The organism is Moraxella sp. CTOTU48268 (genome assembly GCF_032069585.1).
GTDB lineage: Bacteria > Pseudomonadota > Gammaproteobacteria > Pseudomonadales > Moraxellaceae > Faucicola > Faucicola cinerea.
The window spans coordinates 14,485-36,980 of record NZ_DAMALV010000021.1; the positions used below are offsets into that span (position 1 = coordinate 14,485).

Here is a 22,496-nt window from a genome sequence, read left to right on the forward strand (position 1 = left end):
TTTGAGGTTTTTAACTTTATCTAATTGTCAGTCAATAAAACATTAGACCATCAAGATTAGATTTTACCCACTAAATCTAGGCTTGGTTTTAAGGTTTCTTTACCTTTTTCCCAGGCCGCTGGACATACTTCACCGTCGTTGTCACGCACGTATTGAGCGGCTTGGATTTTACGGATTAAGTCTTTGGCAGAACGACCGATACCTAAGTCATGAATTTCTGCCACTTTGATTTTACCGTCTGGGTCTACCAAGAAAGTACCACGAAGCGCAGCGTTGTCTTCTTCAATCATCACGTTAAAGCCGCGGGTGATTTTACCAGTACCATCGCCAAGCATTGGGTATTTTACTTTAGCGATTGCAGGTGACGCATCTGCCCATGCTTTGTGTACAAAATGGGTGTCTGTCGATACCGCATAAACTTCCGCGCCTAATGCTTTGATTTCTTCGTAGTGGTCTGCCATGTCTTCAAGTTCAGTTGGGCAAACAAAAGTAAAGTCATGTGGGTAGAAGAAAAACACTGCCCATTTGCCTTTAACGTCATCAGATGAGATTTCTTTGAATTCACCATTCACAAATGCTTGGGTTTTGAATTCTGGAATGGTTTGGTTGATAATTGCAGCCATGGATTTTTCCTTATATAAGCTATTGTTGTGGTTAAAAATTTAGCAACATCACCAATTGACAAAGCCAAATCAGTGAGTGCTATATTGATAACACAAATTTGATGTCATTGGCAACCTAGCTTTTTAGGCTTCTAGCTTGTTAGACTATAGTCGGTTGCTGTTTTTTTAATCATCAAACGTTGTTATCGATGGGTCTATCTTAATACAATTTAAGATTCAGTCTAGTTTAAAGTTTTTAATTGATTGATTAAATTTTTAAATTAACCTTGAGGGTTTTGCCTTGTAGTTTCAATCTTTAGGCTATCTTGTAATTATTTTGAAAGGCTCGATAATGAGTTTACTGTCAAGACCAAATTAATGATAGATTAAAAAAGATTCCCCTCGTAAAAGCACACAAAAATGGTAAACTAAATTTGAAATAACTCGGTTAGTTGAGGTGTTTAGCATGCATCTTTTGCGTGTTGTTTGCTAGGGTAGCCGTCAGTTTTTTACCTTTTTATCTTTTTATTTATCTTTAACTAAAACGCGTTAGCGACGATTGTACGCTATTTTAAAGGTTAAAATTCAAACCATGATTACATTACGACAATTAGAATTTGCATTGGCAGTTGCCAAATACAAGCATTTTAAACGGGCAGCAGAAGAGTGTAATATCTCACAATCTGCTTTAAGCTTGGGGATTGCAGAGCTGGAAAAGCAGCTTGATACCCAAATTTTTGAGCGTAACAACAAGCAAGTGCTAATCACCCCGATTGGGGAGGAAATTCTTGAGCGAGCCACGCGGATATTTGCCGAAGTCAATGATTTGGTGACCCGCGCCCAGACGCACCAAACTCCACTCGCCTATCCGATGACGATTGGTATCATCCCAACGATTGCGCCGTTTTTGCTGCCCAAGGTATTGCCGCTACTGCGCCAACAATTCCCACAATTTCAGCTCAATGTGGTAGAAGAACAAACTGAGCGACTGCTTGAAAAAGTCCGTTATGGCGCGATTGATACCGCCATTATTGCGCTACCTTACAATACTGACGGCTTGTTATCATTTGAGTTTTGGTCAGAGACGTTTTTGGCGGTATTTGCTAAAGACAGTAAACATGCCAACTTACCCAGCATCAATGCCGATGAGTTAGCCAACAGTAACTTAATGCTGCTAGGCGAAGGACATTGTTTGACCGATCATGCGCTATCGGTGTGTCACCTCGATAAAAGCCGCGTCAAACACGCCTTTAGTGAAGCAAGCCTACATACGTTAATTCAAATGGCTATCAGCGGTATGGGCACCACGCTAGTGCCGCAAATGGCAGCTGGGCAAGTGCGCCAGCAGACTGACAATGTGTCGTTAGTGCCGCTTAATGAAGCCGGTCCGCATCGCCGCTTGGCGTTTGTCACCCGTCTCAACTATGCGCGGGTTGATGATGTGAATCTATTGGGTCGCTTGTTTGCCCAAGGGTTACACGATAGTGAATTGGCGTCTGCGCCAGCCATCGCAGATTCTGAGTCCATGACTTCAGCGAAGCCCGCCACAGAGGCATAATTTTTTATGCTCACTTTATTACATACATCAGATTGGCATTTGGGGCGTAGGCTTTATGGTAAGCCACGCTACGATGAATTTAAGCAGTTTTTAGACTGGCAGCTACAGACGCTGCGTGAGCAAAAAGTCGATGTGCTACTGATTGCAGGGGATATTTTTGATACCACCGCACCCAGTAACCAAGCGCAAAATTTATACTATGATTTTTTAAGTCAAGTTTGCCATACCGATTGCCGCCATGTGATTATCGTAGCGGGCAACCATGATTCAGCCAGTTTTTTGGAGGCACCCAAACAGCTACTCAAAGCCTTTAACATCCATATCATCGGTAGTATGACAGATACGCCGACTGATGAAGTGATTACGTTATCAGATAAATTAGGGCAACCTGAGCTCATTGTCATGGCAGTGCCCTATTTACGTGACCGTGATGTACGAACCGTCGGGCATGGCGAACGCCTTGATGATAAGGAACGCAAACTTGCCCAAGGCATCAAAGCCCATTATGCACAGATTGCCGATATTGCGATTGCGCAACAAGCGCAGCTCAAAGCCAAATATAAGCGTAGCATTCCGATTGTGGCAACAGGACACTTATTTACCGTCGGCGGGCAAACGATGGAGGGCGATGGGGTGCGTGATTTGTATGTCGGCTCACTTGGTAGTATCGGTGCAGAGATTTTTCACCCGCACATTGACTATGTAGCGCTTGGGCATTTGCATATCCCGCAAGTGGTTGGCGGACAACCACACATCCGTTACGCTGGCTCACCCATTGCCATGGGTTTTGGTGAAAGTCGCCAGCAAAAACAAGTGCATTTGCTGCGATTTGATGCCAACCCTGACTTACTGTCACAGCCATTACAGAATTTAACACTGCAACAAAAACCGCTTGTCTCTGAGCCAACCTCTGTCAAAAAACGCAAAAGGGTGAGCCATGCGTCGATGGATTTATTTGCGGATGAAGAATTTCCTGAATCATCCATGCTTGGCGCGATAAATGCAGAAACTGGGATTAACGCAGAGGTTGATGCACAAGCGACCCATGAAGCAGGATATGACAAACCCAGTGAGCATCCAAGTGGGCAACTTAGTGGGCAACCTTACAATATAGCCAAGCTTAGCGATACTACCCTCTTGCAATCACTGCCTGTCCCTGTATTCCAATCCATACAAACGCTCAAAGGCGATTGGCAAACCATCAAAACTAGCTTACACAGCCTAAAAAAATCCCAACAATCGGTTTGGCTTGAAGTGGTGTATGACGGGCAAGAAGTCGTGGGTGATTTATCAGAAAAAATTGCAGAACTGGTTAAAGACTCTAGGCTTGAAGTACTACGCATCAAAAATCAACAAAAACGCGATCAAGTGATGCAAAGCCAGCGCATGGATGAGTCACTTGAAGAGTTAAACCCGACACAAGTATTTGAACGCTGCCTAATTGCCCATCAAGTGCTAGAAGAGCAAAAACCCATGTTATGGTCAAGGTATACTGAAGTGCTTGAAAGCTTGCAAGGGGGGCAGCAATGAGAATCTTAAAGCTACGCTTTCAAAACCTTAATTCATTGCAAGGCGAATGGGAAATTGACTTTCGTCATGCCGCGTATGCTGATGAAGGTATTTTTGCCATCACAGGCTCGACAGGTGCGGGCAAAAGCACCATTTTAGATGCCATTTGTCTTGCCTTATACGGTGCGACGCCACGCTTGGGCGAGATTACCCAAAGCAGAAATGACCTCATGTCACGCCATACCGGCGAATGTCGAAGCGAAGTAATTTTTGCCACCAAAAGTGGCAGTTATCGCTGTACCTGGCTACAAAAGCGCGCCAGAAAAAACCCTGAAGGCAATTTACAATCGCCGATGCACGAAATCGCCCCTTTTACCGATGACGCTGCAGATTTACCACCGCTTGAAACCCAAACCAGAAAAACTAGAAAACTGGTCGCTGAATTCACCGGCATGGATTTTGACCGTTTTACCCGTGCCATGCTACTGGCGCAAGGCAGTTTTGCCGCTTTTTTGCAAGCCAATAGCGATGAGCGCTCCAATCTGCTCGAAGAAATCACCGGCACCGAAATCTATGGCGATATCTCAAGAAAAGTACATGAGTTTAAAACCCAATCAGACGCTGAACTTAAGACCCTCACAGATCGCTTATCAGGCATGACGGTGTTATCTGATGAAGAAGTACAAAGCCTAACCTCACAAAAAAACGCCCTGATTGACATCGTCAATGAAACCAAAACCGCCTTGACTAAAATCGAGTCTGATAAGCTATGGCGACAAAACCTTGACGCCTACACGCACCAAATCAACAAGCTTGAGCATGAAGCACGCGATCTTGCCGAGCAAGAAAGCCAATTTGCCCCACAAAAAACCCGACTACAGCGCGCACTAAAAGCCCTTGAAGTGTCGGGTGATATTAAAAAACTTGATTATCAGCGCGATTTATTGACTGCACAGCTCAGTGAGCTTGCCAGTTATCAGTACCAGCTACCCACCGCCGAACACAATTACCAACTTGCTCAAAAAAACCAAGATGAGCGTCAAGCAGAAGCCCAGCAAACCGAAAACGACTGGCAACAAGCCCAACCGTTATTAAACCAAGTGCGCAAGCTTGACACTACCCTTGGGCAAAAAAATCAGTACGCCCAAGAGATTGCGCAGCAGTTGTCACAGCTTGGTGAGCAATTGGCTCATAATGCCCAAAGCATTGATAGTCAGCAGCAGCAGCTTGTTAGCCAGCAAATAGAGCGTGAGCAGTTCATCCAAGCGCAGCAGCAAATCCCCCAGGCAACAACCTTGCCTCAAACATTAGTTTCACTCACCCAACTACAAGAAACTAGCCAAGCACTCAGTGAACAAGCGCAGGCATTCGTCAGCCAGCAGCAGCAGCTACAGGGTGATTTTCAGCACAATGAGCAGCAAGCCAGCGCTCTGCAATCACAGCTCACGCAGTTGCAATCACAAATTTCTGAGCATCGACAAAACTTAGAGAGCCAAACCAGTCACTTACATCATCTAACACAAGGGCATTCAGCGGCAGTCTTGCGCCAGCAGGTTGAAACTTATTGGCAAACCGACCAGCAGCTTGCCGCTATCCAAAGCGATGTGCAGACTTGGCAAACCAACCTACAACACTATCAGCAATTTGCGCAGCAGTTAGCCGATGGTCAAACTCAATTGGCTCAGATGGCTAGCCAACGACTAACTAGCGAGCAGCAACAACAAGCCGCCGAACAGACTGCCGAATTGTTAAATCGCAACTTGATTTTATTGGCAAAAATTCAAGATTTGACCGAGGAGCGCGATAAATTACGCCACGGCGAACCTTGCCCGCTGTGTGGCTCAACCGCGCATCCTTTCGCCACCCATCAGCCCTACACGCCCGATGATACAGAGCAACAATTAGCGATCGCCAAACAACGGCTTGATGACATCAATCGCCAATTACAGCAGTTATTGCTTAAAGAGCATGCACTCACAAATAACCAGCAACAGCTCAATGAGCATTTGCAGCACTTACAGGCACACAATCAACGTTTATTAAATCAATTACAGCTTGCCAGCCAACACCTTATACATGCTCAGCCTGTACAACAGGCAATTGAAGCGTTGCCGCCCGTTGCAGCCCCCAGCACCGATGACGATATAGACCGCCAAGCGCTTCAAACATTGGCGACGATAATCAAGGCTGAACAAACCAACAATCAGCAATCTTTGGCAGCGCTGCAAGATTCACTGGCGCAAATCGAAGCTGTACAATCCGAGCAGCAGCAAACCCAGCAGCGATTAGCCACATTAAGCGAGCAATACCATGATGTTTTGCAACAACAAACCTTGCTACAAAATCAGCAGCAACATCGCCAAGACAGAATCCGCGATATTGATGCCCAGCAATTAGTTATCGCCGAGAAACAACATCAATTAATACAGCGCATTGACAAGTTGCTGATGCCGTTTGCAACGCGCGAGCACACTTTTAGTTTTGATATCACACAGGAGGTCAATGCTCAATTAAATCAGCATATCGATACCCTTTCGCAACTTTTACAGCGCTATCAAGGATTAGAAACTAAGCTTAGCCATATCAATGACACCATCTCAGGGATTGAGCAAACGCTCACCCGATTAGTGGCAGATCAGCACCATTTAACCCAAAATCAACACCAAGTCCGTCAGCGACAGCAAGCATTGGCGCAAGAGATTAGCGAGCTACAGGCGCAGCGATACGCCTTGTTTGGCGAACAAGCGGTAGACATCGTCTCTCATGCGTTAATCCAAGCAAAAAATCAGGCTTTGCAGGACTATCAAATCAGCCAAACCGCCTTTCATGAGCAGCTAAGTCAGCTACAGATTTTGCAACAACAAATCGCATCTTTGACCACTAGCACCACCCAACTAAAAACTGCCCAGCAAACGCTACAAGACGACATCCAGCAGCGTTTTGCGACATTGGGTTTTGTGGATGAGGCGGATTATCGCGCTGCGGTGTTGGTGGATACCGAGCGAGAAGGCTTACGACAGCTTGCCAATCAACTCCATGATAGCCAACAGCGCAATCATAACCTACTGTCTGAAGCCAAACGCATACAGCAGCAGTTACTCAATCATCCCCAAACTGCGCTGTCACTTGAGCAATTGCTTGATGCGCTTGGGCAATTGCAACAGCAATTTAGCGAGCAGCAAAAACAATTGGGCGCCGTTGAGCAGCAGCTAGCAGCCAATGAAGCCCTTAAACAAAACCAACAGCAACTATTAGATGCCATCAACCAACAGCGCAACCATACCGAAGAGTGGAAGGTATTGCATCAATTGATTGGTTCAAGCGATGGCAAAAAATTCCGTAACTTTGCCCAAGGCTTGACCTTTAATATCATGGTTGCTCATGCCAATGAGCAGCTTAAAAAAATGAGCGACCGTTATTTGCTGATAGCTGATAGCGAGCAGCCCTTGATGCTCAACGTGATGGACAATTACCAAGGCGGGCAAATCCGCACCAGTAAAAATCTATCAGGCGGTGAGAGTTTTATTATCAGCTTGTCGCTTGCATTGGGACTGTCAAATATGGCCAGTCACCGCATGCAAGTAGATTCGCTGTTTTTGGATGAAGGCTTTGGTACGCTCGATGAAGAAGCGCTCGATGTAGCGCTCGACACCCTAACCAACCTCCAGCAATCGGGCAAGCTAATTGGCGTGATTTCCCATATTCAGGCGCTGAAAGATAGAATCAGCAGTCAAATCCAAGTAGTGCCGCAAACAGGGGGCATCAGTAAAATTATCGGTGCCGGTATTACCAAGATTAGTTGACTCAGGCTAGTTTTGGTTAAGCCAAGTGAAGCCAAATCAAGTTAAGATAAATTAAGTTAAGCTAAGCTAATAAGTTAAGCGGCGCGGTAAATCCATCGCAACAACCGATTCATAAACCGATTCATCTTGCTGTCATGTCATTGGTTCATACTGTTTTATGTCAATGTTTAGCGCTCGCTTAATCAAAACCTAAGTGCTCAGGGTTATTTCTGTCAACTCATAAGGGCAACACGATGTTAACCAAACTTTCGCAGCTTTTAGCGCAAGGGCGCTTTGTCTCGCCTGTCTCTGCCGTGGTGGTGCACCCTACTACCGATATCATCTTGCAATCTTGTATCCAAGCACATCAGCACCACATCATCACCCCGATTTTGGTCGGTCCAAAACACAAAATCGAAAAAGCCGCTACTGACGCCAATTTAGCTATTTTAGGCTTTACGTTAGTGGATGCTGAGCATAGCCATGACGCGGTTGAAATCGCCGCAAAAATGGTTCGTGAACAGCAAGCCGACTTTATCATCAAAGGTTCGGTGCATACCGATGAGTTAATGGGTGTCCTAATCGATAAAACCCAAAACCTACGCACCGAGCGCCGTATGAGCCACGTGTGGTTAATGGAAAGTCCCACGTATCACAAGCTTTTAACCTTGACCGATTGTGCACTCAACGTGGTGCCAGATTTGCTGACCAAAAAAGACATTTTGCAAAATGCGATTGATTTTGCGCACGCGCTGGACATTGAGCAGCCTAAAGTAGCCATCTTGGCAGCGGTTGAAGAAGTCAAACCGCAAATGCAGTCGACCATTGATGCTGCGGCGTTATGCAAAATGGCAGACCGGGGTCAAATCACCGGCGCCTTGCTTGATGGACCCCTAGCGTTTGACAATGCGATTAGCCAACAGTCTGCGGATATCAAACATATCCACTCCCCTGTCACGGGCGATGTCGATATTTTACTGGTACCTGACTTAGAAGCGGGCAATATGCTAGGTAAACAGTTAATTTATTTGGGTGAAGCCAAAGCCGCTGGCATTGTCATGGGTTCAAAAGTGCCGATTGTGTTGACCAGCCGCTCGGATGACGAACTCGACCGCCTGTATTCTATTGCCCTTGGCGCCTACGTTGCGCAAAAGCGTAAACAAGCTTGATGTTAATTCAGGTTACTTGAGATTAATTGAGATTACTAGCATGAACGATTCTGTAATGATGCATACTGACTCGACTCACCCGATTGTGGTGACCTTTAACGTGGGTTCAGCGACTATCAAAATGGCGGCGTACGACACGGCTAAGGCAGTCGACTCATCCCCGCTTGCGTGGTCACCCTTGTTTGATGTGAATATCAACCTAAAAACCAAAAACAAAGTCTGGCACGCCATGCCCCAATCTTTGTCTGACTGGGAACCCCAAGATAGCCTGACAGACACCGCGGTAAGCCTGTTTAGTCGTGTTAGACAGGCCTTTCCCGCGCGTGACATTGTCTGTATCCACCGAGTGGTTCATGGTGGCAAACGCTATCATGTTCCTGTGGTGATTAACGAGACAGTGATGGCGCATTTGGTGGAGTTATCACCAATATGTCCGCTACATCAGCCTCCTGCCCTATCTGTGGTCAACGCGCTGCAAGCCATTGATACAAAACTGGTGCACATCGCTGCCTTTGATACCGCCTTTCACTACCATCGCCCAGAGATTTGGTCTAGCTATGCGCTGCCAAAATCGCTGCGCGATCAAGGCGTGCGCTGTTATGGCTTTCATGGTTTATCGTATCAGGCGATTATGCGAAAACTTGAAACCTATCTCCCAGAGATTGCCAAAAAACGCTTGATTATCGCGCATTTGGGTAGTGGCTGTAGTATCACCGCGGTCGACAATGGCGAATCAAAAGACAGTACCTTTGGCTTTAGTGGATTAGATGGTGTGCCAATGGGTACCCGTCCGGGTCATTTGGATTCTGGGGTGATTTTATATATGGTTGAGCAAGGTTGGACGCTCGAGCAAATGAACCAATGCCTATATAAAGAGTCGGGCTTGCTCGGTTTATCTGAAATTAGCAATGACGTGCGTGATTTGCTCGCTAGTGATGACCCACGTGCCAAATTTGCACTGGCGTATTTTGCCACCCATGCCGCCAAAGAAATCGCAAGCTTGATGGTTAGTATGAAAGGCTGTGATGCGCTTATCTTTACCGCAGGGATAGGCGAGCAGTCGGCGATTATCCGTCAGATGATTGTCGAACAACTCGATTTTTTAGGTTTTAGTCTGGATGCGGATAAAAATATCGATGGCCGTATTGATGTGCCGATTTTACGAATCAACTCAGATGATGACAAACAAATTTATGTCATATTGACCGATGAGCAACTTGAATTAGCTTTATCACTTGAGCATGCAATCACGATAAAAACTCATAAGCTAAAGTGACACACCTGTCAACTATTTTTAGGATGAAGGGTAAGATATAACCGATTTTTATCGGTTACCTACTGTTACTGTCTAGTTGATTATACTATTACAAATATTAACATAAATAGTGATTGTTTTTTACTTTTAAGCTCCTTGCAAGGTTTAATTTAGCCATTTTTCATGATATTGTAATATCAAGAAAATAGACTATGCTTAAATCTTATCACATTCATTTTAGTCATATTTTTGATTAGAAAATGTATCACAACTTGATATTCTCCAATACCCTTCTTGTTTTTTCTGGTAGCCTAATGAGGTCAATTATGAACAACGATTTTATGGATAAAATGAAAGATGGTTCACGTCAAATGTACGCACCATGGTCGCGCTTCAACCAAGCGATGTTACGAAATGCGGAAAAAATGACTGACTTTTCTTTAGAAACAATGCGTCATTACTCAGAGATGGGTCTTGAGCAACTTCGCAATGTTTCTTCTGTTGATTCTCCAGAAGCGGCTTCAAGCTTCAACCAAAAACAAACTGAGCTGCTCAATCAATTGGGTCAAAAAATGTTGTCAGATGCACAACGTTTGACTGAGCTTGGCAACGAAATCCGTAATGAAGTCATGTCAGCGATGAACGAAATCTATAGCCAAAATGCATCCAGCATGCAAGATGCCATGCAAAGCGCCGCTAGCAACGCATCAAAAACGGCAGAAGACTTTAATCGCAAAGTAAACGAAAACATGCACAAAGCGGCAAACCAAATGTCAGAAGCGGTTAAGCAAACCACCCAAAACATAAATAAAGCTGCTTCTAGCGTGACAGCTGGGGCCACTCGAAATACTAATGATGTAGCACAAGATAGCGAAGCAACAAAACCAGCAGCAAAAACAACCCCTGCGACAAAATAATTAGTTTGGTGCATCGTAGTCGTTCTTAAGACTGTATCATTTATAAATAGCTATTTATGTTTTACCTGATAGATGAATAGCGGCTTATGAATCTATAAAAGTGGTGGATTAGACAGATGCCTAATCCACCATATTTTTAAGTAAGCGTGCATACTCACAGCGAATTCTCATCAAACACATAATAACGGGACTTATCATGGCAGACAATAAAGACACCCAATATCAAGGAACGAACGCTAACTCAGCCAATGACAACAGCCAAAGTTCAGACAACACCAATAACAACCCTTTTGGCTATAACCCATTCGCCAATTTTCCCTTTGGCAATAATGCTTTTGGCATACCTCAAAATCCGCTGGATTTTTTGAGTAAAACCAATCCATTTGCTCACATGGCCTCTAGTATTCCACCTTACAATGCTGCGGTCGGTGAATTCTATAGCGAATTTTTTGGCAATATGACCAAACTGAGCCAACAAATTGCACAGCAATCGATGCGTGCCAACCAAGCGCCGCAGTATACCAATACCTCCATTATGATGGACTTAATGGATGGTTGGCGTAAAATGGGTCAAATGGTAACCAATCACCCAGGTACGATGGTCGAAGACCAATTGCAGTTGTTTAAAGACCAAATGCACTTGTGGCAAAACACACTGCAACAATTTGCCGGTAAAAAAATCGACCCTGTGGCAAGCCCGGAAAAAGGCGACAAACGGTTTAGTGATGAAGAATGGGAAGACAATCCTATTTTTAACTTCCTAAAACAGTATTATTTATTAACTACCCAAGCGATGATGGATGCGATTGATGGCGTTGAAGGTATTGATGAAAAAACCCGTCAGCGCTTGGCTTTTTTTACCCGCCAATGGATCAATGCGGTGGCCCCAACCAACTTCTTATTGACCAACCCTGAAGTACTACGTTTGACCATCGAAAGTCGGGGTCAAAACCTGGTTCAAGGTATGAAGCAGTTGGCTGAGGACATGGGTAATAGCGCCGATACACTCAATATCCGTATGACTGACCAAAGCGCGTTCCGGGTGGGTGACAACATCGCTACCTCAAAAGGTAAAGTGGTATTTGAAAACCACATGATGCAGCTCATTCAGTACGAGCCTTCAACTGACAAAGTAAAACAACGTCCGTTGTTGATGGTGCCACCATGGATCAACAAATTCTACATCATGGACTTACGTGAGAACAACTCGTTTGTGCGTTGGGCAGTCAATGAAGGTCATACGGTTTATGTCATCTCTTGGGCCAACCCAACGCCTGAGTACAAAAATGTTGGCATGAGCACTTACATGAAAGACGGTGTGCTTGCAGCCATGGATCAAATTGAAGCCATCACGGGTGAAAAAACCATCAATATCACAGGTTACTGTATTGGGGGTATGTTGACCGCATTGACGCTAGGCTATCTTGCCGCGACCAAGCAAGAAAGCCGCATTGCCAGTGCGACACTTTGGGCGACTATTATTGACTTCTCAGACCCAGGTGATATCGGCGTCTTTATCGATGATAAAATCGTTGCGGCGATTGACAAGCAAAACGCCGAGAAAGGTGTATTTGATGGGCGAATGATGGGCGTGTCATTTAGCTTACTCCGTGAGAACAGCCTATACTGGAACTACTACGTACAAAACTACCTAAAAGGCGAGCGGCCCGTACCTTTTGACTTGTTATACTGGAACTCAGACTGTACCAACGTGACTGCTGCCCTGCACCATTTTCTACTGCGTGAGTTCTATATCAACAACTTGCTGCGTAAACCGGGTGGGGTTGAAATTGACGGCGTGAAAATTGACTTATCAAAAGTTAAAACTCCTGTGTTTATGGTGGCAACCTTGCAAGACCACATCGCAAAATGGAAAAGCTGTTACCCAGGTACGCAAGTATTTGGTGGTGAAAAAGTATTTGTGTTGGGGGAATCAGGTCATATTGCCGGTATCATGAACCCCCCAGGTAGTAAATATGGTTACTACACCAATGATAACTACACTGCGGACGCTGACCAATGGTACAAAGACGCCACCTATGTTAAAGATACCTGGTGGACAAGATGGCATGACTGGATCAAACCATTTGAGGGCAACGAAATCAAGGCCCGTGTTGTCGGTCAAAATAGCCAAGGTAAAGAAATCCCAACCTATGGCGATGCCCCTGGAAGCTATGTCACGGTCAAAGCGACTGAAGCCTTAACCGGTCATAACTTTGCAGAAGCCTACCGTTCGCAATTACCACCCGTATAATATATCGTTATCACACAACATCCCGTGATTGCCTAGCCTATCACGGGCTTTTTATAAAATAGCCAAATCGCCCATCAGCTACATAGATTTACTAGTCAAAAGTTGTGATATTGAGTAGAATGAACGCCATATTATGCGCATAATAGCGATTAGAAACACTTTGAATAGAGCGCCTATGTCGATTGAACCAGCACAAAACAACCTATCACTTAGTAAAGTAGACCGCAATATTGTATTCTTTGATCGGGCGATTCGCTCGTTTATTCCAAACAGCAATCTTAGCACCCGCCCGTTGCCTGTCTCTAGTCCCGATGTGCCAAAACTCTCCGTGGAAGAAGCGCGTCATGTCGCAGGTCTCATGCGTATCAATCATACTGGCGAAGTGTGCGCGCAAGGACTGTATCACGGTCAAGCATTTACCGCCAAACAAGAAACAGTCAAAAAAGCCATGCACCAATCTGCGCTAGAAGAGATTGACCATTTGGTATGGTGTGAGACACGGTTAAATGAATTGGGTAGTCATCCCAGTATTTTTAGTCCGCTTTGGTATGGGCTATCGTTTGGCATGGGTGCGGTAGCGGGATTGATTTCTGATGAGTTTAGTCTGGGGTTTGTCGCAGAAACAGAAACCCAAGTCAGCGAGCATTTGCACAGCCATCTTGGTAAGCTGCCTGCACAAGATAAACGCAGCGCTGAGATTTTAAGCCAAATGGATAAAGAAGAATTGCACCACCGTGATAAAGCAGTCGAATCAGGTGCTAGCCCATTGCCACTATCCATTAAAACCACGATGCGTTTTTTGGCTAATTGCATGAAAACGGTGGCGTATCATATTTAACCGAGCATGTTTAGCCGAGCGTGTTTAACTGGACATGACTGATACACTCAATCGTTGGCTGGCGTGTTTATTGCTATAACCTTGCTTAAGCGCGCTGTTTTCGCGTAAAAATATAACAATAACTTTATTTTTTTTTGATAGTATTTTTACATTATTGCTTTACATTGTTGCTATGGGATAAGCTGATTGATTTGTGCAATCTATCCCACCCGATTTTTTAAGGAAATTTCAATGACTCATATGGTAAAACCCCTAGTCTATACCTTAGCTATTTTGATGGCAACCAATGCCACTGTAGCGATGGCTGCAACGGCAACCGCAAAAACGACGACCAAGACGACAACCACCAAAACCACCACGGCAAAACCCGCTACCCAGACAACAGCAACTAAAAAAACCACGGTGACCAAAGCCAAAACTACGAAAAAATCAACCGAAAAATCAGCTGATACGGTCAATAGCGTGAAGGATACTACCCCGCAAACGACACCGCCGTCAGATACCTCGAATACAGGTTCAATGATAGTGCCTGTCTTGACCGCCCCCACGGTTGCCAACGTGATGTATCCATCTACCAACAGCGTACAATTGGTAGGCACGGATATTTCAGCGCAAAACTTTGCCAATATCCCGCTACCGACTTTAACGCTTAGTAATATCTCAACAGTAAAAACCGTTTTGATTCCACGAACCGCGGATAATAGCGCCCAGTTAGATGTCAGCGTGTTAGACGATTTTATTACTTATGTTACCCCAATGGCGCGTCATTACCCACCTGTTTTTTCAAGCCGTACTGAGCGCTACAATGCCACTGAGCGACTCAAATCTTTGACCGCATGGATTGAAAGCTATGCACAAAACCCAAATGCCTCCTATGAGGTGCTACTGCGTGCAGCAAAACTCAATGCCATGGGTCGCAACCTGGATTTGGGTTCGGATTATGCCGTGCGTGCAGGCAATTATATCGCCCGTGCTATTAAGCTCAATGACACAGCAGAAGCCAACTTTTTATATGGCGCAATGCTCGCTGAGGGTGGCGGCTTTAAAGAAGGTACCAAGTACTTAGAAAAAGCCGAAAAAATGGGCTATTTAGAAGCTACGCAAAGTTTGGCACAAGCAGATTTGCTGGATGACAAAAAAGACCGCGCGATTCAACGGTTAACGGAATTTAAGGCCAAAAATCCAGACAATCCGTATATCGATGAACAATTACGCATCATTGATAGCGGTAAATACTATATTTGGGATATACCTGCAAAAGTGGTTCAATAATTTTTTTGCGTTCATACCCTAGCCGTGGTTTAATATCACTGCTAAGTCACCATGCTAATTCACTATATATAATAGTTGAATTTTAGCATGGTGATTTTTTTCACCCTGTCATTCAGTGATAGGCAGATTTTTTGCGCTAACCTTTTTTGCTGTCTCCCTTTTTGCTCTATTTTAGCCGAGTAAATCACCATGCCGCTAACAAACCAATCTACTAGATTTTGTCAAAAGTCTCTCATCACGGCGACGACATTGGTTGCTATCATCACCCTTACTGGCTGCGCCACTACCAAAATCGGTAGCCGCGATACTGCAAGAGCCATCATAGATCAGCGCGTCAGCGTGTTATCGGGCAGCCGCTTGAGTTCTGACACCAAAAGCCGCTTGGTGCAGGCAGGTTTAGATGAAGAAAAATGCTTGGCAAATATGCCTGCCTGTGTAGTGACGCTCAAGCAAGCAGATCTTAATACCGATAAAGGGATTTATGGCGCAATTAGTGAGCTATTTTACGCCTCTGCCCAGCAGCGCCAGCAAGCCAAAACTTGTACCAATCCACCAAAAGATTTGACCACAGAGTATGCCAAAGATTTGGTTGGCAAGACCGACGTTGTAGCGCGCAGACCCGATGAAATCTCTTGTACCACCGCCTTTCAAGACGATATGCTGCAATCGATTCGGTTTTCTTACATTTATTTGATGTACGATATCCTCAATCCAGCCGTCGTCAATCAACAACCGTCACAATTGTATTATCTGCCAAAAGAACGCGATACCCAAATTCAGGATTTGTATTACGCTGCCATCGATGCGTTAGGTGATCGCTTGTATCATCAAAAAATGGCAGAAAATTATCAAATCACTCGCAACAACCTGCGTGTCAATATCAATGGACAGCCGTTTACTGACAAATCGGCATCGATGAAACTGATTTCAAGCTACCAGATTGATTTATCAAAATTTAATACCATCAGTCGCCGCGATGGCTTTGGTATCAATTATGTGGCGCTGCTCAATAGTCGCATCAATACGGCGGTGATTATTGACTTGTTGCAACACTATGCCAATGATACACCGCTAGAAGAACGTATCCACCAAACAGGACATTTGCCTATGACTGCGGTGATAGTGCCCAAAGGCAATACTATTGATGATGTACAAAAAACCACCGATTTTTCGCTCAATATTTATGATCCCTATCAGTTTAAAAGCGTCTCTATACTCAACAAAGATTTTGCGCTATCGGCGAATTTTTCGGCAGCCTACGGCTTGTGGTCACAGGACAATCGCCTAGGCAATATCAGCTATTTTAGTATGTTTTCCTCGCCGTATCAGCAGACCCAGCCGCATTTATTTATGCTTGAGCCATACAATCCCAATAAACGCGTGATTATCATGATGCATGGGTTGGCATCAAGTCCTGAAACTTGGATTGGACTGACCAATGACATTTTTAATGACCCAAAACTACGCGAAAATTTCCAAGTTTGGCAGATTTTTTATCCAACCAATATCCCGATGCTGGAAAACCGCCACCAAATTTATGACTTGATTGAACGCGCTTTTAAAACCGTCGATCCTGAGCAGCAGGACGTTGCCAGTCAACATGCGGTGCTGATTGGTCATAGTATGGGTGGGGTGATTGGGCGTTTGTTGGTATCAAATGATGACTTGACACCCAAAGTCGAATCACTGGTTGCCAATTACTCACAGCTCAATAATTTTTCAGCGGACTACGCCGCATTTGTCCGTCATGCGCAAAACAAAACGCTCAGTGACCGCTTCAAACTGCAAGCGCTGCCGCAAGTCGATCGCGCGATTTTTATCTCTTCGCCATTTCGCGGTACCGATTATGCCGATCGCTGGTTTACTCGCAGTTTGCGCCGTATCATCTCGCTACCGGCAGGATTTATCCGCACCGTGTATGGCAATTTAAATTCGCTATTTACTGAAGGCGTGGTTTCAAGCAATCCGCTGGCACAGCTATTTTTGGAAAATGGCGCCAGCCAGTTGAGCAACCACTCTTACTTTAACCAATTGACGGCAGATGTCACAATCGCGCCCAATGTTGCAGTCAATAATATCATCGCCACTGATGATAAGGATTTGTCCAATGCACTCAATCAGTTTACCGCTAAGGCAGCCAATAGCGCTACTGATGATGTATCGGCATCCATAATATCTTTGAAAAATGACAATACGACGTCGAGCGTTAGACCCGCCACAGAGACCAAGCTATATAACACCACGAGTTTGGAGCAAGCCAAACAAAGCCTGGATGAGAAAAAGCAACTCTTAGAATCGGTGAAATATGGCGCAACCGACCGTGTCTCCGATGGTATTGTGCCGTACAACAGCTCGCATTTAGAAGGCGTGGAATCTGAAAAAGTGCTTACCGGTCGTCACAATGTTCATACTAGCCCGCAGGCGATTTTGGAGTTGCGCCGCATCCTGCATCAACAACTCGCTCGCTATGGTGTCACCCAAGCGCCCCCTGACAGACAGCCTTAGTGGCTATCCCGCATCAGCATCAATAAAAAAGCGAATAGCCTTCACTATTCGCTTTTTATTAAACTGTTTATTGCTACTACTGACCGTCCAACCGCTAAACTTTAGCAAAATACTTGGTCAACACTTCAAGACAGCGCGTCACCTTCGCAGGTTGTTGTTCATGTCTGGGCGTTACCGCATATAGCATATAACTTGGTAATTGGTAACCTGGCAATACTTCCACCAAATCGCCATTTGCCAATTCTTTTTGGATATCCAGTGACATGATGCGGGCAACGCCATGCCCTTCTTTGGCAAGGGTCGTGGCAAGCATAATATTGTTGGTTTGAATACGTGTTGGCATACGCACGCGTGATTTTTTACCTGTTTCGACATTGATCATATCGACTTGATTGGGATCTTTGATAAGACTAATGCCAATCATATTGAGTTTGGCCAAATCTTTTGGCTCGGTCAATTTTTCATTTTGACGTAAGAAGTGCGGTGAAGCCACAAGCAACTGACGTATCTCGGTCAAAGGAAACGCCGATAAACTACTGTCATTAAGGTTTGGTGACATCCGAAGGGCGATATCGATACGCTCTTCAATTAAGTCAACGTACTGATTGTCCGCTTCAAAATGGATGGTTAAATCATCATGCGCCGAAATCCAAGTCGATAACGCGGGTAAAATATGATTCACACCCAGTTCCGGCGTGGTCGCAATGCGTAAGTTCCCTGCTAACTCATCGCGTAATTGATTGACACGGATACGACCTTGTTCGGCTGCCGCAACCACATCTTTGGCACTTTCATAAAAACTAGTGCCTGCTTCTGTTAAGCTTAACTTACGAGTTGAGCGATGCAATAACACCACCCCCATATCGTTTTCTAACGAGCGGATTTGTTGACTGACCGCACTTGTTGTTATGCCCAGTTCTTTTGCAGCACCACTAAATGAACCATGACGTACAACACTTGCAAAAACCGCCATGCCTCTTAAATTATCAAGCATATTTCACCCAATTTTATCACTTAATCAAAGTCACTTTTAAAAGCTGATGTATTATACGTTATTAGCAAGATAAATTAAACGACATCGGGATTTATTAACTAAAATTATTAATATTTTTTCAACTATTTAATGTTGTATTTTATTGATTTTCTTAACAAACATTGGTTTTCTTCGATTGTTCGTCTGTTAAAAAAGTAAAAATTAGAATTTATATAAATTAAATTGACTTATTGAATTAACTTAACAGAGCTAATTGATGCCTGTTGCTGCAAAAGTGCCTGCGTAACCGCTTGTTGTTCAAGCTGTTGGGTAGCTTGTTGTAACGCTAGTTTTTCGCGGGCTTCTTGTAGCGCTTCTGGTTTTAATCCATCTAGCGCTTCAAGGTTATTTGTTGATTCCGCCAAACGAATATCAATACCCTCAAAACGCTGTTGCAGTTTTTGGCAAAAATTATCAAAAGTTGCGGTATGGGTCAAAAAGTTTTGTTCGGTGACAAATTGGCTGACCCCATGAATCTCGCCGGTCATGACTCCACGTTTGGCAAGCACTAATTCATCCTCATCGAGCCAGCCTTGCTCACGGGCATTAAACACCCAATAATCCCATTTGGCAGGTGTCCACTCGCCTTCAAGGGTTACATGAGTGGGTTTGAGTAATGCCAGGGGCGATATATCAGCAATATCATTACCCTCTGCCGCCATAGTGTGGTGGGAATGGTCAACATTAACATTGACATTGGTAACTGTGGTGACTGGCGCTGGCGCATTGTTTTTTAACAATGCGCTATCTTCTGTGACAATGCTAGGCGTGTTGCCAGACTCTGCAACGATGTCTGGCGCAGTAATTTCATGATGACTATCGCTTGATTGCAAATCAGATAAGCGATTGGCATCGTCTTCTATGGTGGGCGTTTGCCCTGCGGTGGTACTTGCCGCGGTTGTATCGTTAGATATTAAATGGGTATCATCAAATGTCTGTTGTTCAATGCCTTGTTCAATGCTTTCTTCAATGATTTGTTCAATGCTATCAACGTTTGGCGCAGATTTGAGCAGATTGTTATCCGATAAGTTGTTATCACTCTGCTCGGAGGTTACTTGTAAGCTATCTTCAGCCACCACTGAAGACTTTGCACCTTGCATGGATTCGCTAGGCGTTGTGTCAACAATTTGAAAATCAGGACTTTGAGAATCAGGACTTTGAAAATCAGGACTTTGAAAATCAGGACTTTGAAAATCAGGACTTTGAAAATCAGGGTTATTAGCGATTGGCGGACGAAGTGAAATTTGATTGCGATGCAGTGGCTTGAACGCCATCAAGCGGAGCAAACACATCTCTAGCGCTTGCATCGGCGTATTGGCTAATGCCAAGTTTTCACGGCTTTTTACCACAATGTCATAATATAGTTGTAATAGCTCTGCGGGTAACTGCTGAGCCAATTGTTGCAATTGCTCGCTTTGCTGGCGATTGAGTTGCAAATCAAAATTTGGCAAGGCCTGCAAAATTGCCAATTGATGTAGCGTCTCAGCCAACCTGTCAAATACGGCTTTGGCATCCACCACCTGCTCACGCAGAAGCTGAATGGATTGCGTCAGCTGCCGGGTATTTTGCTGATAAATATTGGCAAGGATAGCGATGACATCGGCTTGGTCAATTAAGCCAAGCATCTGGCGAATCACCTCATCTGTGACATTGCCATTGCCAAACGCAATGGCTTGATCAGTGAGTGACAATGCATCGCGCACGGAGCCTTTGGCACTGCTCGATAGCTGCCATAACGCATCAGGCTCGTAGCTGATTTGTTCTTTGTTAAGAATCGTGCCAAGATATTCAGCGAGCGCGACTTGCGGCAAAGGTCTGAGTACAAATTGCAGACAACGCGAGATGATGGTAATGGGCAGTTTTTGTGGGTCTGTGGTCGCAAGCAGAAACTTAACATGCGCTGGCGGCTCTTCGAGGGTTTTGAGTAGCGCATTAAAACTATGCGTCGATAGCATATGCACTTCATCAATTAGATAGACTTTGTAGCGACCTTGGGTCGGTGCATACGGTACGTTGTCGAGTAATTCACGGGTATCCTCAACTTTGGTACGTGATGCTGCATCAATCTCAATCAAATCAATAAAGCGACCACTATCGATGGATTGGCATACACCACATACGCCACAAGGCTCGCTTGTCACCCCTGTCTCACAGTTAAGGCATTTCGCCAAAATACGGGCAATGGTTGTCTTGCCGACGCCGCGCGTACCCGTAAATAGATACGCATGATGCAAGCGCTGGTTATGGATGGCATTGATTAATGCTTTGGACACATGTTCTTGTCCCAGCAGCTCATGGAAGTTTTTTGGACGATATTTGCGTGCTAGGACTTGATACATGGTTATGGATACATGACAACAAAAACGTTAAAAAAAGAAATAACCTTAACCCGCTCGTAGTAAAACTAAACCGCTGGGCTATTGGCTTCAATTAGGGGTTGTAATTCACCGTCTTGGAACATTTGATAGATAATATCACTGCCGCCAATCAGCTCACCTGCCACCCATAATTGTGGGAAAGTTGGCCAGTTAGCAATCTGTGGCAAAGTTGCACGGATTTCTGGGTTTTCAAGAATATTGACAAACGCAAATGGGCGGCCAATTTGGGTTAGCACATCTACCGCACGCGCAGAAAAACCGCATTGTGGGAATTGTGGCGTGCCTTTCATATAAAGCAATACGCTGTGTTGAGCGATTTGGTCACGGATGGTTTGTTCGATGTCAGTTTGGTTCATATCAGTCATATGAAATTCCTTTGTCAGGCCCTTGTTAAAGTAGAGCGCTATCTTCACAGCTAGAATTTGACTCACTAATGATGAGTGCAGGGTTGCTATTATACGCTATAATGGTTATCGAAAGTAAACATTCAAGATGCCCACCCCAAAAAAGTCAGCAGCAAAACCACTCACAAATTCCATTAACTTGATGAAGTCACTTGTTCAAGCAGCACCACACAGCTCACCATAATCCCTTCTTGGCGACCGGTAAACCCAAGCTTTTCAGTCGTGGTGGCTTTGACGCTGATTTGATCAACCGCGCAGCCCATGACACCGGCAATACGCGATTGAATCTCGCTACGATAAGGCAATAGTTTTGGACGCTCCGCCATGATAGTGATGTCGGCATTAATAAGCACAAAGCCTTTTGATTGGATAAACTGGTACACTTGGTTCAGCAAAATGGTCGAATCTATATTGCGAAAACGCTCATCGGTATCTGGGAAAAACTGCCCAATATCGCCCAGTGCCAATGCACCAAGCAACGCATCACACAACGCATGTAACACCACATCGCCATCAGAATGCGCAAGCAAACTGTGGGTATGGGGAATTTGTACCCCGCCTAATGTTATGAATTGGTTTTCTGTGCCGTCATTAACAAAGGCATGGACGTCAATACCCTGACCGATTCTTATCATGGTTTATCCTATCGTTTTATCTTACTGTCGTGATTTTGGTAGGCTATTCTGTTTGGTTTAATGGTGTCTATTTTATCGGTCTCTATTTTAACGGTTAAAGCATGATTTACAAGTAGCTAGGCTGCCTTAAATAACAGCTTAGAATAAAAACTTTTGATAACGACTTTGGATAGCATTCGAATAACGACTTTGAATAAAAACTTGGCATAACCAGCTACTATCACTGCTTGAATCAAAAATTGGGTGTCAAACGAGATTTCCCGTATAACGTCTAAAAAAATTGATAAATCCTAGTAAATTGCTATGGTATTTTATTATATAACGTTATATAATATAAAAATAAACCCATCAAGTGGGGAACTTGATGGGAGTGGGTAATGCACTA

General features: G+C 44.5%; 15 protein-coding genes. 10 read left to right on the plus strand and 5 right to left on the minus strand.

From position 1 onward, the window contains the following. Positions 1-56: 56 nt before the first annotated feature. Positions 57-623, minus strand: coding sequence for an alkyl hydroperoxide reductase subunit C (ahpC, locus tag RT143_RS08175; protein ID WP_050323971.1), 567 nt, complete (start codon positions 621-623; stop codon positions 57-59). Positions 624-1,194: 571 nt separating this feature from the next. Here ahpC and RT143_RS08180 point away from each other — a divergent pair. The 10 genes from RT143_RS08180 to RT143_RS08225 all read left to right on the plus strand — a co-directional run bounded on the left by RT143_RS08180 (position 1,195) and on the right by RT143_RS08225 (position 17,661). Beyond that, a complete protein-coding gene (locus tag RT143_RS08180) occupies positions 1,195-2,160 on the plus strand; it encodes a hydrogen peroxide-inducible genes activator (protein WP_313015946.1) in 966 nt (321 codons plus the stop codon). 6 nt (positions 2,161-2,166) lie between these two features. Next, a complete protein-coding gene (locus tag RT143_RS08185; protein WP_313092347.1) occupies positions 2,167-3,690 on the plus strand; it encodes an exonuclease SbcCD subunit D C-terminal domain-containing protein in 1,524 nt (507 codons plus the stop codon). Then, positions 3,687-7,472 (plus strand): AAA family ATPase, encoded by a 3,786-nt coding sequence (locus tag RT143_RS08190; RefSeq protein ID WP_313092349.1) that lies wholly within the window; start codon positions 3,687-3,689, stop codon positions 7,470-7,472. Before RT143_RS08185 ends, RT143_RS08190 begins: the two co-directional genes overlap by 4 nt. Positions 7,473-7,705: 233 nt before the next feature. After that, entirely contained in the window at positions 7,706-8,620 is a 915-nt protein-coding gene (locus tag RT143_RS08195; RefSeq protein WP_313092350.1) for a bifunctional enoyl-CoA hydratase/phosphate acetyltransferase, read from the plus strand. A 40-nt stretch (positions 8,621-8,660) separates the two neighbouring features. Beyond that, complete coding sequence (locus tag RT143_RS08200; RefSeq protein ID WP_313092351.1) at positions 8,661-9,896, plus strand: acetate/propionate family kinase; 1,236 nt, start codon at positions 8,661-8,663, stop codon at positions 9,894-9,896. A 305-nt stretch (positions 9,897-10,201) separates the two neighbouring features. Next, a complete protein-coding gene (locus tag RT143_RS08205) occupies positions 10,202-10,792 on the plus strand; it encodes a phasin family protein (RefSeq protein ID WP_313092353.1) in 591 nt (196 codons plus the stop codon). Positions 10,793-10,988: 196 nt separating this feature from the next. Continuing rightward, on the plus strand, positions 10,989-13,046 hold the full coding sequence (gene phaC / locus RT143_RS08210) for a class I poly(R)-hydroxyalkanoic acid synthase (RefSeq protein WP_313092354.1): 2,058 nt from the start codon (positions 10,989-10,991) through the stop codon (positions 13,044-13,046). Positions 13,047-13,221: 175 nt separating this feature from the next. Continuing rightward, a complete protein-coding gene (gene coq7 / locus RT143_RS08215; protein WP_313092356.1) occupies positions 13,222-13,884 on the plus strand; it encodes a 2-polyprenyl-3-methyl-6-methoxy-1,4-benzoquinone monooxygenase in 663 nt (220 codons plus the stop codon). Positions 13,885-14,115: 231 nt separating this feature from the next. Beyond that, positions 14,116-15,156: a tetratricopeptide repeat protein gene (locus RT143_RS08220; RefSeq protein ID WP_313092358.1), complete on the plus strand. Its 1,041-nt coding sequence runs from the start codon at positions 14,116-14,118 to the stop codon at positions 15,154-15,156. A 189-nt stretch (positions 15,157-15,345) separates the two neighbouring features. Then, positions 15,346-17,661, plus strand: a complete 2,316-nt coding sequence (locus tag RT143_RS08225; protein WP_313092360.1) for an esterase/lipase family protein — start codon at positions 15,346-15,348, stop codon at positions 17,659-17,661. 94 nt (positions 17,662-17,755) lie between these two features. Here the strand turns inward: RT143_RS08225 and RT143_RS08230 are convergent, their stop codons facing one another. The 4 genes from RT143_RS08230 to ispF form a co-directional block, all read right to left on the minus strand. After that, complete coding sequence (locus tag RT143_RS08230) at positions 17,756-18,655, minus strand: LysR family transcriptional regulator (RefSeq protein WP_007116438.1); 900 nt, start codon at positions 18,653-18,655, stop codon at positions 17,756-17,758. A gap of 227 nt (positions 18,656-18,882) precedes the next feature. Further along, positions 18,883-21,033 (minus strand): DNA polymerase III subunit gamma/tau, encoded by a 2,151-nt coding sequence (gene dnaX, locus RT143_RS08235; protein WP_313092362.1) that lies wholly within the window; start codon positions 21,031-21,033, stop codon positions 18,883-18,885. Positions 21,034-21,098: 65 nt separating this feature from the next. Further along, entirely contained in the window at positions 21,099-21,437 is a 339-nt protein-coding gene (gene grxD, locus RT143_RS08240) for a Grx4 family monothiol glutaredoxin (protein WP_007116440.1), read from the minus strand. Positions 21,438-21,610: 173 nt separating this feature from the next. Continuing rightward, complete coding sequence (gene ispF / locus RT143_RS08245; protein ID WP_313092363.1) at positions 21,611-22,111, minus strand: 2-C-methyl-D-erythritol 2,4-cyclodiphosphate synthase; 501 nt, start codon at positions 22,109-22,111, stop codon at positions 21,611-21,613. Between the last annotated feature and the right edge of the window lie 385 nt (positions 22,112-22,496).